Here is a 12919-nt window from a genome sequence, read left to right as displayed (position 1 = left end):
GTCCGCATACACCGACAGATCCACCGGAGCCAGATCCAGCACACCCCCCACCGGAAAACCCGGCCCACGCAACGAGAACTGCTCCCACAACCGCCAACGCCCACCGGGCAGATACACGGCTTCCCTGTCTTCCGCCTGCTTTTCCGCGTCCATGCCGCTCTACCTCTCGGAGCTCCGGTCGGCCGCGCACCATTCGAGGACGGCGCGCGCACTGTGGTATTTGTTCTCGGCCTGGTCGAAGGCGATGCTCGCCGGGCCGTCCAGCACGTCCGCGGTGACCTCTTCACCCCGGTGTGCGGGGAGGTCGTGCATGAAGACCGCGTCAGGGCTGCTTGCCATGGTTTTCTCGGTGACCTGGAACGGCGCGAACACCTCGCGCCAGTCGGCGGTCGGTTTGACCGTCCCCGTGGTCTGCCAGCGGGTGGTGTAGACCACGTCGGCGGCCGGCAGGTCCGCCATGTCGTGACGCTCCTCGATCCGGGCACCGCTCCGCTTCGCGCTGACCGCCGCCCGCTCCAGGTACTCGGGTGCCACTCCGTACCCGGGCGGGGTGCGCAGCGTGAGCCGGGTCCCCGGGAAGCGGGAGAGCGCCAGGGCCAGGGCGGACGCGGTGTTGTTGCCCTCACCCACGTAGATCACGTGCAGGTCCTCGATCCGGCCGAACCTGCGCAGCAGCGTGGTGAGATCGGCCAGCGCCTGGGTGGGGTGCTCCCCCTGGCTCATCGCGTTGACGACGGCCATCCGCCGCTGGGCGGCATAGGCGCGCAGTTCGTGCTCGGGCCCGGCGGTGCGCGCCACCAGCACATCGATCATGCGGGAGAGCACCGCGGCGCTGTCCTCCACGGTCTCCCCGGTGTTCTCCTGGAGGTCCCCCGGGCCGTAGGTGATCAGCCGGGCGCCCAGCCTCAGCGCACCGGCGGAGAAGGCGGTACGGGTGCGGGTGGAGGTCTTGCGGAACAGCACGCCGACGACGGTGTCCGCCAGGGGGCGGGCGTCGTCGGCGGAGCCCGCGGAGAACTCGGCGCCGCGCAGGGCGATGTGCCGCAGTTCCTCGTCGGAGAGGTCGTCGATGGAGATCAGATGGCGGCGTTCGGCCTGAGGCATGGTGCTTCCTCCTGGGTGGAGCGGTTCGGGGGTCAGCTGCTGAGCAGTGCGGCGCGAAGCACGCCGATGCCGTGGTCGAGCTCCTCGGGGGTGACGGTCAGCGGCGGCAGCACCTTGATCACCTCGTCGTCCCGGCCGGAGAGTTCGACGATCAGCCCGTGGTCGAAGGCATACCGCTGGACCTCTTCGGCGCGCTTGCCACCGCCCTTGCGGCCCAGGTCGATGCCGAGCACCATGCCGCGGCCCCGGATGACGATCTCCGGTTCGGCGGCGACGAGTTCGGCGCCGAACTCGGCCAGCCTGCGGGCCGGTACCGGAAGCCGGTCCAGGAAGTCCGGGTCGCTCCAGAGTTCGGCAGCGGCAGTCGCGGCGACGAAGGCCAGCTGGTTGCCACGGAAGGTGCCGGTGTGCTCCCCCGGTTCCCAGACGTCCAGGCCGGGGCGGAACAGGGTGAGAGCCAGGGGGAGGCCGTAGCCGCTGATGGACTTGGAGACGGTGACGATGTCCGGGACGATGCCGGACTCCTCGAAGGCGAAGAAGGTGCCGGTACGGCCGCACCCGGACTGGATCTCGTCGCAGATGAGCAGAATGCCGTGGCGCTCGGTGACGACACGCAGCCGGCGCAGCCAGTCGGCGGACGCCTGGTAGACGCCACCCTCCATCTGCAGCGGCTCGACGATCACCGCGGCGGGCAGCTCCACACCGGATGACGAGTCGGCCAGCAGCCGTTCGATGAACGCGACGGAGTCGAACGGGCCCTGCGGTCCGTCCTCGTAGGGGATGAAGGTGACCTCGTCCTGGCCGTGCACCCCGCCGGCCCGGCGGGCCCGGCCGTTACCGGTGACGGCCAGTGAGCCTCGGGTCATGCCGTGGTAGCCGCCGCTGAAGGCGAAGATCCCCCGGCGTCCGGTGGCCTTGCGGGCCAGCTTCAGCGCGGCCTCGACCGCGTCGGCGCCGGTGGGCCCGGAGAACTGCGCGGTGTACTCCAGGCCGCGGGGCCGCAGAATGTGCTCGGTGAGCGCGACCAGGAAGGAACGCTTGGCCACGGTGTACATGTCGAGGCCGTGCATCATCCCGTCGGAGGCGAGGTAGTCGGCGATCCGCTCCTTGATCGGCCCGGGGTTGTGGCCGTAGTTGAGTGATCCGGCCCCGCAGAAGAAGTCGGTGAAGACCCTGCCGTCCTCGGCGTACAGCCGGGCGCCCTTGGCGCGCTCGAAGACCACCGGGAACTTGCGGCAGTAGCTGCGGACATGGGATTCGTACCGCTCGAAGACGGCGACGTCCGGGCCCTCGGGCGGCGCGGTGGTGGGTGGAGTGAACGCGAGGGTCATGGTGATCGGGTCCTTTCGGTTCTCGCCCGCCGTGCCGACCGGCCGGGAGGTGGCGGCCCTGAGCCGGCGGGGCATGCCGTCGTGGGGTGGTGACGTGACGTGACTGTCGATGACGTGGTGGTGGGGACCGGCTGCCGTTCCGGGCCGGTCCTCTACCGGCGGCCGTCCGTGGATCGGGCGGCTGCGGGGCGCCGTGCCCGGCGCCGGGCTCCCAGGACGGGTGCGGGCGGTCCCGCCGCGACGGTCGGGAAACCGGGGAGGGCGGCGGAGAGCGCGGCCACGGTGGGGTGCTCGAAGAGCGCCCGGACCGGGACGTCGATCCCGAGCGCGGCCCGCAGTCGCACCGCGACCCGGGTGGCGAGCAAGGAGTGCCCGCCGAGCTGGAAGAAGTCGTGGTCGACACCGATGGCCTGGACGCCCAGGACCTCTTCCCAGACCCCGGCCACGGTGCGTTCCCGGTCCGTGCGCGGCGGCGCGCCGGTGGTGGTGCCGGTCCGGCCCCAGCTGGCCACCGGGGGCAGCGCCGCCCGGTCGACTTTGCCGTTCGGCGTACGCGGCAGAGCGTCCAGCGTCACGAATGCCTCAGGCACCATGTAGTCGGGCAGGGTGGCCAGTAGCACCGTCCGCAGTTCCTCGTGGCCGGGGGCGGTCCCACCCTTCGGCACCAGATAGCCGGCCAGCCGCTGGTCGCCGTCCGGGTGGGGTACCGCACGGACCAGCACGGCTCGGAAGGCTCCCGTGGCGAGCAGCGCGGTCTCGATCTCGCCCGGCTCGATCCGGTGGCCCCGGATCTTCACCTGGTGGTCGGCGCGGCCCAGGATCTCCAGGGATCCGTCAGGGCGCCGGCGTGCCAGGTCGCCGGTGCGGTACAGCCTCGCACCGGGGCGGTCGGCGAAGGGGTCCGGGACGAAGGCCCCGGCCGTCTGGGCGGGCCGTGCGTGGTAACCCCAGCCCAGGCCGCTGCCGCCGATGTGGATCTCCCCGACGGCGCCTTCGCCGACGGGCTGCATCCGGGCGTCGAGCAGCACGAGCCGCGTGTTGCCACGGAGCTGCCAGTCCACATTCCGTCCGTGGGGGTCGAGGCGGGCGGTGGTGGCCCAGACGGTGGTCTCGGTGGGGCCGTACAGATCCCATACCCGAGCACCGTCGGCGGCCAGCCGGACCGCCAGTTCGGTGTGCAGCTTCTCGCCGCCGCTGAGGACGGTGAGTCCGGCGCCCGGCCGCCAGCCGGTGTCCAGCAGCATCCGCAGGGTCACCGGGGTGGCCTGCACCAGGGCGGTCCCGGCGGTGGCGATCAGCGCGGCCATCCGCTCCGGGTCGCGGGCCTGTTCGCGGTCGGCGAGGAGCAGCCGGGCACCCGTCGTCAGCGGAAGGCACAGCTCCATCAGGGACGGATCGAAGGAGACCGTGGTGATGCCCAGGAACGTGCCGCCGGGGCGCAGCGGGAGACGGCCGGCCATCGCCACCAGGAAGTGCGTCAGCGCGCGGTGCTCGACCATGACGCCCTTGGGGTGGCCGGTCGAGCCGGAGGTGTAGAAGATGTAGGCCAGCTCGTCCGGACCGGGGTGGTGACGGGGCGCCGAGCACGGTGCGGCGGCCGTCCGGGCTGCCTCGGCGGGATCGTCCAGCAGGAGGGTGTGCTCCTCCGCAGGCCGGGACAGGGTCCCCGTGCGGTCGAGCCGTTTGACGAGCTCCCGTTCGCTGATCAGCGCCCCGGCTCCGGCGTCCTGGAGCAGATAGCCGATCCGCCCCGCCGGATAGCCCGGGTCGAGCGGGAGGTAGACGGCGCCCGCCTTGTGGACCGCCAGGAGGGCGGCCAGCAGCGTGGGACCGCGTTCCAGCAGGACCCCGACGGGGATACCCGGACCGGCGCCCTTCGCGGCCAGCCGGTGCGCCAACTGGTTCGCCCGGGAGTCCAGTTCGGCGTACGTGAGAGTGCCGCCGGGGCCGCTGACCGCAACGGCGCCGGGGGTTCGGGACACCTGCTGGGCGAACAGCTCGGTCCAGGGGACGTCCGGCACCTCCATCGCGGTGTCGTTGCCCTGGGCCAGCAGCCTGCGGCGCTCCCGCCCCGGGAGGCTGGGGAGCCGGGCCGCGAGACGGGCGACCGGGGCGTCCGGCTCGGCCACGGCCGCGGTGAGCAGCGTGGTGAAGGCGGCGCCGATCCGTTCGGCGGTGTCCGGGTCGAAGAGCGCGGTGGCGTACTGCATCCGGCCGGAGATCCGGCCGTCCGGATGGGAGAGGAGGTCCAACGACACGTCGAAGGCACTGCCGGAAGCCGGCGTGGAGATCATCTCCGTGTCCAGGCCGGGCAGATGGTCCGGTTCCTCCGGCAGGGAGAGCAGCTGGAAGGATATCTGGAAGAGGGGGTTGCGGGACAGGTCACGCTGCTGGGCCAGCTCGGTGACGATCCGCTCGAACGGCAGCTCGGCATGGGTGAGCGCGTCGAGGGTGTCCTTCCTCACCCGGCCCAGCAGTTCGGTGAAGGACGGTGCGCCGCCCAGGTGGGCGCGGAGGACCACGGAGTTGACGAACAGCCCGATCAGCTTGTCGAGCGGGGGCCGTCCCCGGCCGCTGACCGGGGTGCCCACCGCCACGTCGTTCCGGCCCGTCAGCCGTGCCAGGACGGCTTGGAAGGCGGCGAGCAGCACCATGAACCGCGTGGCCCGGTGCTCCCTGGCGACGCGGTCGATCTTCTCGGTCAGCTCGCTCGGGATCGTGAAGCGTGCGATGTCGGCGGCGCCGTCCCAGACCGCCGGACGCGGCCGGTCGGCGGGCAGCTCCAGGGGTTCCAGGCCGGCCAGCCGCTCGCGCCAGTAGGCGAGTTGGCGTTCGGCCCGCGGTCCCGCCAGCCGTGCGGCCTGTTGAGCGGCGGCATCGGCGTACTGGAAGGTCAGCGGCTCGGACTCCGGCTCGGGACCGATGGTGCGGGCCCGGTACCCGGCCGCCAGTTCCTGGGTGAGGACGGGCCAGGAGAAGAAGTCGAAGGCGATGTGGTGGACCACGATCAGCAGGACATGTTCGCGCTCGGCGAGTCGCACCAGGGTCAGCCGCAGTGGGGGCGCGGACTCCAGCGACAGCGGCCTGACCAGTTCGGCAGCGACGAGCTCCGCGAGCAGCGACTCGCGCTGCCCGGACGGCAGATGCCGCAGATCCCGACGGCTCCAGGGCGCCTCCGCGGTGAGCTCCACCACCGCGACCGGCTCACCGTCGACGGCCGGGTAGCGTGTCCGCAGCACCTCGTGCCGGGCGAGTATCGCCGCGAACGCCCCGGTCAGCGCCTTGTCGTCGAGGTCGCCGCGGATACGCAACGCCAGCGGCAGCAGATCGGCCGGCGTACCGGGGCGCAGACTGTCCAGAAACCACAGCCGCCGCTGTGCGAACGACATCGGCCGGCCGGAACCCGTCTCCTGGGCATCAGCGCTGTCCACCGGTCACCTCCATGGAAGCAGACACGCCCGGCTCCTCCGAGCGGCTCCGGACATCTGCGAGTCTCCGTGGCGCCCCGCCTGCCGCCCAGAGAGATTCCGGCAGCCTCGTCGGCGGCCCAGTCCTGTCCATGACTCCCTTGCGCCGCGAGCCGCCGTCGACGATCTCCTGTCAGCCGCTTCCGGCGCACATCAGCCGCGAGCAGCGGATCCCGCACTTGAAGGCGACGGAGACCTCGACCGGATACGGGACCGAACCTGGAGATCCCCGGCGCGCATGTCGCCGCCCCGTACCTGGGGCGCGGCCTCGGCCGGATCAGCCGGGAGAGCCGCTCGGCGGACGTCCGGTCGGGCGGAGTGACGGCGCCGCGCTTCCGCGTGCGCGCGTGACGGCCATGAGCGGGACAACGGCCCGCCGGGCAGCAGGGGCGTCCCCTACTCGAGTCCTCCGATACGGCGGGCCTCTCCGATCTCGCGGAGCCTGGCAGCCGCCATCGGGGTCCACTCCCTCCCTTGTCGGGCTGCGTGGAGGGCGGCTCCGACCTCGCTGAGCTTCGCGGAGGACAACACGCCCGCTCGCTCGACAAGGTCTTCCCGGGCAACAGTGGTCAGCCAGGTGCAAGGAGTGAAGCCTGGACGCGGGAACGCGAACCGCAGCACGCCTTCGAGGGGCAGCCCTTCCTGAGCGCCTATCGGCACTTCGACGCCCAGGCCGCTGATGTCGACGCCCGCCGGCGCGACGACCTGCATCACCTGGAACCCGGACGGCTCGTCGTCCGACAGCAGCACGACCGGACGCCGCTCGTCGAAGTCGACCCACCACACTTCGCCGCGTTGCATGTGTCCTCCTGGTCCGTGTCGACGGGCGGACGCCGCACGCACGAACGGGACACCGGACGCGGCCCCGTCTTCGCACGTCGTGCCCGAGGGGGTGGTGAAGACGGGCGCGGCCCCGGCTGATCATCGGTGTGTGAAGACCGAAGATCATGCGGTAGCCGCAGCTCATAGCATAGACACTGGCCGCCGGCAGGCGGGCGCTCGAGGTGGTGAAGGGCGGGCTGCCTCGTATCGAATCGAGGGCTGTGCCACGGAAGCCCTTGAGAGCGTCGACCGTTCGCTCGACTTCATCCCTCCGCTTGCAGGTCGAGTACTCCCGGTTGCCGCTGACGTGATTCGGTCGGGTGCACGGGTGGCCGGCTCACCGACCGTCGGCGAGGATCGCGAGGAGCTGGGCGGGCGCGTCCATGAAGTCGTAGTGGCCGCCCTCGACGACGTGGATCTCGACCGAGTCGGCGTAGCGGCGCCACCCCTGGAGGTCCGCCAGGCTCACATCGGTGTCCTCGCTCCAGTGCAGGACGGTGATGGGGCAGTCGATACGGGCGGGCTCGGCGCGCCGGTAGGCTCCGGCGGCGGCGTGGTCGCGGAGAAGCACGAACATGCCCATGTCGATCATGTCGGGGCGGGGGTCGATGCCCCGGCCGCGCAGGAACGTGACCAGCTCGGCGCGCAGTTCGTCCTCGCCCAGGGTGAGCATCCGGTCCCGGGCGGCCTCGTGCGGGGCGGGTTGGCCGGACACGTAGAGGTGCCGGGGGACGGGCAGGCCGGCGGCGGCCAGCCTCAGCACGCTCTCGTAGGCGGGCAGGGCGCCGGCGCAGTGCCCGAAGAACGCGAACGGTGTGTCCAGCAGCGGGGTGAGGGCCTCGACGAGTTGCTCGGCAAGGTTCTCGTAACTGGCGTAGTGGGGGTGGGCGAGGCGGTTCTCGCGGCCGGGGAACTGCACCGGGCAGATCTCGGCGTCGCCCGCCATGGCGGGCCAGGCTCCGAACGCGGAGGCGGCGCCGGAACCGGAGAAGGGGAAGCAGAACAGGCGGGCGGACGCATCGGCCGACGGTGGCCGGACGAACCACGGCGAGGCGAGGGCGGATCCGGACGTCATGGGGTGTGCCGTTTCTGGGCGGTGACGGGCAGGTGGGTCATGCCGGCGATGAAATAGGAGCGCAGGTGGTCCGGTTCGCCGGCCAGCTCGAGGGAGTCGAACCGGTGGAGGAGTTCCTCGAAGAAGACGCGCAGGGTCAGGCGGGCCAGTGGGGCGCCGATGCAGAAGTGCGGGCCGTAGCCGAAGGCGATCTGCCGCTTGGCGTTGGGACGGTTGATGTCGAAGGTGTGCGGGGCGGTGAACAGGGCGGCGTCCCGGTTCGCCGAGCCGATCCACGCCACGACCGCCGCACCGGCCGGGATGACGCCGCCCGCGACGGGGACGTCGGTCGTGGCGTAGCGCATGAAGTTGCAGGCGGCCGAGGTCCAGCGCAGCCCCTCCTCGACCAGGTCGGGGATCAGGCCCGGGTCGGCCTGGGCCTTGTCGTATTGCTCGGGCCGCTCGATGAGCGCCTGCACGGTACCGGAGACGGTGTGCGGCGTCGTCACGTTGGCGCCCAGCAGGATGCTGTAGCCGTCGAGGGCGATCTCCTGGTCGCTCAGCGGCGCCCCTCCGGGGCGCACACTCATCAGGTGATGGAGCAGACTGTCGTCCTCGGCTCCGGAGCGGCGGCGGTCCTTGACCCACTCGGTGACGTATCCGACGAGTTCATGGTGGGAGATCGCCAGGGTGGCGGCTTCGCTGCCGAGCTGGAAGTGCGGGTCGGAGGGGGCGGCCACCATGGCGGTGAGCTGGACGAGCTCTTCCCAGTCCTTCTCGGGGATGCCCAGCAGCGGGCCGGTGACGATCGCCGGGAGGAGCAGGGCCTTCTCGGCCAGGTCGAACACCTCACCGTCGAGGGCCGGCTCCAGGAAGCGGGTCACCGACCGGCGGATGGAGTCCTCCCAGGACCTGACCGCGCGGGCGGTGAGCCTGGAGCCCAGCGGCCTGCGGACCTCGGTGTGCCGGGGCGGGTCGGTGGAGGTGAGCAGCACACCGGCGGCGACGTCGTCCTGGCCGAGGTGGGTGGGCACGGTGCCGCGTTCGGAGGTGAACTCACGGTGGTCGCCCAGGACGCGGCACACGTCCTCGTAGCGGGTGACCGACCAGAACTCGCGTCCGTCGGCCAGGGTCTGATGGTGCAAGGGCGCCTGAGCACGCATCACGTCCCAGACGGCGTGCGGGTCGCCCGTGCCGTAGAGGTCGAGGTCGAAGAGGTCGACGGTGTCGAGGTCGATGTCGCGCGACGGGCCCGGCGTCAGTCTCATGTGCTGGACCTCCCCCGCTCGATCAGCCCGGCGACGCGCGCCGGGGTCTGCGCCAGGTAGAAGTCGCGGACGGAGAGCAGGACGCCGTAGTCGCGCGCCAGGCGTTCGATGATCTGGATGCCGGTCAGGGAGTTGCCGCCGAGGGCGAAGAACTCATCCTCCGCCCCGGCCTCGGGGCGGTCGAGGAGTTCCCCCCACAGCGCGGCGATCTCGTCCTCCAGCGGCACCGGGCCGCCCGATGACGCGTCATGGTGTCGTTCGGTCTCGTCCTGTCCACCTGGCGGGTGGATCACCTGCGGCGCCGGTTCCATGGTCAGTACTTCCTTTCGCCACCGAACGGGAGTCTCCGCTCGGTTCGGTGCAACGGATGTGAGGGAACGTCATGTGTGGTGTGGCCGAGCGCGCTGCCGCTCCCGGCCCACGGCCCACCGCCCGCAACGGAGCACGCCCGCGGCGGGCACTCGCGCGTCGTCCGGCATCCGCCGGGAGGCCGGTCCCGCAGCGACGACGCGGCACTCGGTGCGATGGCCGGCCGGCCTTTCACCACCGGCCCCGGCGCACCCGCCGCGGGTCTCGGTGTTGTCGGAGAGGTCCGAGTGGCAGGTTTTGCCGTACTCCTCTTTCCCGGCCATCGCTTTCCGGACAGCTTCCCATGGTTCATTGTTCACGGAGTCGCACAGGCTTTACGTGCATGACCCCCGCATTCCGAGGACGGTGGGACCAGGGATTCGGCGGCATACCACGGACCGGCCTGTACTCCCCGGCCGTTCATCCCGCGAAACGACCCCAACCGCTGTCACCGTCGTTCGTGGCGGAGGAGGTCACCAGGACGCCGGTGCGGCCGGTCTCGCCGGCAGCGGTGGCGGTACCGCCGACCGCGCCGATCATCAGCGCGAAGAGGACAGTGGCCACGAACACGCCCGCAGACTTCATCAATTCTCCCAGGACTCGGAGTGAGGAATGCCGGAGAGGTTCGGACCGGCATGGTCCGGGTTTCCTTTCCGCTGCTCCAGGATGGCGAGCGCCCGGCCCGGTATCCACGGACGGAACCATTCACCAAGTTCCCCGGCACGAAAGCGGGGGGTGAACGAAACGGCCACGGGGGCCCAAAGATCACCATACGGACGGTCAGGGCTGTCGGGGGCCCCGCCCCGCGGTGGCCGGCGGCGGGGCCGAAGACGCACCGACAGCCCCGACGGGCACGTGTCAGCCCCGGCTCATCGAGCGCTCCTGGAACATCTCCCGGAGTTTCGCCCGGTCGATCTTCCCGTTACGCGTCGACGGGAGCTCCTCCAGTTCGACGAAGTGCCGGGGGACCATGAACCGGGGCAGACCGAAGTCGCAGGAGCGGATCAGGTCGTCCCGGCAGACCTCCGCGCCGGACGCGGGCGTGTAGTACGCCGCCAGCTGCGTGGAGGCGCCGACCTTGACCCCGACGACCGCGGCGCGGCGGACACCGGCGACCTGGGCGATCACGGACTCCACCTCCCCCGGCTCGACCCGGTAGCCGTTCACCTTGAGCTGGTCGTCGAGCCGGGAGACGAAGTGGAAGTCGGCGCCGTCGAACGTGACCAGGTCTCCGCTGAAGTAGCAGCGCCGCACACGGCCGTCCCGGTGTGGGACGTCCCTGAACTTCTTCGCGGTGAGCACGTCGTCACCGGCATACCCGACCCCGACGCAGTTCCCGGCGATGACCAGCTCCCGGGTCTCACCGACCGTGAACGGGCGCAGCCGTCCGTCCACGAGGCAGAGCAGCTCCGCGTCGACGACGGCGGTGCCGATGGGCGGCCGGTCGGGCCACTCGGCGACGTCGCCCGTCAGGCGGTACTGGGTGACCACATGCGTCTCGCTCGGCCCGTACTGGTTCACCAGCGTCAGGTCACCGTCGGCACAGAACTTCCGCACCTCCTCGTTGATCACGAGCTGTTCACCGGCAACCGAGATCTCCCGCAGGCTCGGAGTTCCCACGCCGGCGACGCACGCGGCGGCGGCCAGTCCGTGCAGTCCGACCACCGGCTGGAAGAGCCGGGCGACCTCGTGCTCGCGAATGATGTCGATCAGCGTGAAGGGATCGAGCCTGTCCCGATCGTTCACCACGACCAGGCTCGCCCCGGCCAGCCAGGTCGCCACCGTGTCCTCGTACACCATGTCGAACCCGATGGACGACATGTGCAGGGTGTTCGGCGGCCGGTCGTGGCTCCACCGCCGGACATGCCAGTTGCCCAGGTCCGCGAGAACGACCGGCGGCACCGCGACGGCTTTGGGGTCGCCCGTCGACCCGGAGGTGGGAATGACATAGCAGAGCGGTCCGGTCGCGACCTCGTCCCGGCGCGTCCCCCGAATCGATCGGAAGGTGTGCTCCGCGACACCCGCCCCGACCGGTGCGCACTCCTCGGCCCGGAGGACCATGGCGCAGCCGGCGCTGCTCACCAGCTTGCCGGTCCAGGCGGGCGGCATGGCCGGGTCGATGGACAGGACGCCGGCTCCGACGCGCCACACTCCCAGCACCGCCGCGCACCGGGACCACGAACGAGTGGCGTGCACGTCGACGACGTCCCCGGGGCCGATGCCGTGTGCGGCGAGGCCGCCGGCGATCTCGGCCGACACCTCGTCGAGTTCGGCGTAGGTATGGGCGACGCCCTCGTCGATGACCGCGACAGCGTCCCGGTGCCGGGCGAGGGAGTCGACGAGCATCCGGATCAGTGAGGCATCGAGGTCGCTCATGCGATCAGACCTCCGTCGACGAGTTCCAGCGGCCGGTAGTCACGCGACGCGACGAACTCCGGACGTGGACGTGGCACTTCGCGCAACTCGTTGTCGACGCTGTTGTAGCTGACGAATGCCATGGTCCGGTCCGTCGGCGCCATGTTCGCACCGGAGCCGTGCGCGATGCAGGGGTGGAAGAACAGGAGGCTTCCGGCGCGTCCGACGACGGACCGGATCTCCGACTCCGCGGTCACCTTGGCCATCTGTTCGGCGTCCAGCGCGAACTTCAGCTTCGCCGAAAGGTCGGCCTCCCACCGGGAGGTGCCTTCGGGCTCGGGGCGCCACGGGGCGATCGCACCGTTGCGGTGTGAGCCGGGAACGACCAGCAGCGGGCCGTTGTGCTCGGTCGCGTCATCCAGCAGCAGGGCGACGTTGACCGCCCGCGGCTCCGGCATGCCGTCCTTGGGCCCCCAGACGCTGTAGTCCTGGTGCCATTGCCACACTTCTCCGCGAAGCGCCTTCTTGGCGTTGACCTTGCACTGGAACACATGCACCTTGCTCTCCAGCAGCTGCTCCGCCGCGGTCAGCAGCTCGGGCAGCCGCACGAGCCTGGAGAACAGCGCGCCCGTGGTGTGGCAGCCGTGGATGCCCCGCACCGTGGTCCCGTCCTCCTCGAAGATCCGCCCGGGGTGTTCGGTTCCGTAGAGATCGGTCACCTCACGTCGCAGAGCGGCGATGTCGCCGGTGTCGAAGACGTCTTCGAGGAGCAGGAATCCCTCGGAGCGGTATTCCGTTATCTGGCTTTCGGTGAGCATTATGCGATTACCTTTCTCCTTGATTCTTCGGGACGATGCAAATCGCTGCGCAGACCTGACCGGAAGAAGGTTCCCCGCCCGGACGGAACCCTTTCGGCCTCAGCCTGCTGCGGTGTTACGGGGCGAGGGCGGCCCGGGAATCCATGTAGGCGGCGATCGACCTCACGGTCGGATTGAGGAACAGCTGGTCCATGGGGACCTCGGCGTCCAGCTCGTCGATGAATGCAGCCTGAATCCGGACCATGACCAGGGAATCGCCGCCCAGGGCGAAGAAATCGTCGTCCGGCATGATGTCGTCGCGCTGGAGCTCCCGGTGCCAGATGGCGCGGACACGGTCGGCGGTCATCGCATT

General features: G+C 70.8%; 11 protein-coding genes. All 11 read right to left on the bottom strand.

Annotated elements, in window-relative coordinates; all coding sequences use genetic code 11:
* Positions 1 to 159: 159 nt before the first annotated feature.
* The gene (locus IA22_RS0127080; protein WP_014152236.1) at positions 160 to 1104 is read right to left on the bottom strand and encodes an ornithine carbamoyltransferase; all 945 of its coding nucleotides are present in this window, start codon (positions 1102 to 1104) and stop codon (positions 160 to 162) included.
* A gap of 32 nt (positions 1105 to 1136) precedes the next feature.
* A complete protein-coding gene (locus tag IA22_RS0127075; RefSeq protein ID WP_030125133.1) occupies positions 1137 to 2435 on the bottom strand; it encodes a diaminobutyrate--2-oxoglutarate transaminase in 1299 nt (432 codons plus the stop codon).
* A 152-nt stretch (positions 2436 to 2587) separates the two neighbouring features.
* Entirely contained in the window at positions 2588 to 5866 is a 3279-nt protein-coding gene (locus IA22_RS0127070) for a non-ribosomal peptide synthetase (RefSeq protein WP_030125132.1), read from the bottom strand.
* A gap of 432 nt (positions 5867 to 6298) precedes the next feature.
* Positions 6299 to 6703 carry a type II toxin-antitoxin system PemK/MazF family toxin gene (locus IA22_RS0127065; protein ID WP_014152239.1) on the bottom strand — a complete coding sequence of 135 codons (405 nt, stop codon included), beginning with the start codon at positions 6701 to 6703 and terminating at the stop codon, positions 6299 to 6301.
* 358 nt (positions 6704 to 7061) lie between these two features.
* Positions 7062 to 7799 (bottom strand): thioesterase II family protein, encoded by a 738-nt coding sequence (locus IA22_RS0127060; RefSeq protein ID WP_030125131.1) that lies wholly within the window; start codon positions 7797 to 7799, stop codon positions 7062 to 7064.
* On the bottom strand, positions 7796 to 9046 hold the full coding sequence (locus tag IA22_RS38035) for a cytochrome P450 (RefSeq protein WP_030125130.1): 1251 nt from the start codon (positions 9044 to 9046) through the stop codon (positions 7796 to 7798). The genes IA22_RS0127060 and IA22_RS38035 overlap by 4 nt, the downstream gene beginning before the upstream one ends.
* On the bottom strand, positions 9043 to 9357 hold the full coding sequence (locus IA22_RS0127050; RefSeq protein WP_015580230.1) for a phosphopantetheine-binding protein: 315 nt from the start codon (positions 9355 to 9357) through the stop codon (positions 9043 to 9045). The genes IA22_RS38035 and IA22_RS0127050 overlap by 4 nt, the downstream gene beginning before the upstream one ends.
* Positions 9358 to 9814: 457 nt before the next feature.
* Positions 9815 to 9979 (bottom strand): hypothetical protein, encoded by a 165-nt coding sequence (locus IA22_RS37220; protein ID WP_014152244.1) that lies wholly within the window; start codon positions 9977 to 9979, stop codon positions 9815 to 9817.
* A gap of 273 nt (positions 9980 to 10252) precedes the next feature.
* Positions 10253 to 11770, bottom strand: a complete 1518-nt coding sequence (locus IA22_RS0127040) for an AMP-binding protein (protein ID WP_030125129.1) — start codon at positions 11768 to 11770, stop codon at positions 10253 to 10255.
* Positions 11767 to 12567: a phytanoyl-CoA dioxygenase family protein gene (locus IA22_RS0127035; RefSeq protein ID WP_014152246.1), complete on the bottom strand. Its 801-nt coding sequence runs from the start codon at positions 12565 to 12567 to the stop codon at positions 11767 to 11769. Before IA22_RS0127035 ends, IA22_RS0127040 begins: the two co-directional genes overlap by 4 nt.
* A 115-nt stretch (positions 12568 to 12682) precedes the next feature.
* Entirely contained in the window at positions 12683 to 12913 is a 231-nt protein-coding gene (locus IA22_RS0127030) for an acyl carrier protein (RefSeq protein WP_033249772.1), read from the bottom strand.
* Positions 12914 to 12919 lie beyond the last annotated feature (6 nt).

This window comes from Kitasatospora papulosa (assembly GCF_000717245.1).
Taxonomy (GTDB): domain Bacteria; phylum Actinomycetota; class Actinomycetes; order Streptomycetales; family Streptomycetaceae; genus Streptomyces; species Streptomyces papulosus.
The sequence above is the reverse complement of the archived record's forward strand: the minus strand, read 5'-3'. Positions and strand labels throughout refer to the sequence as shown.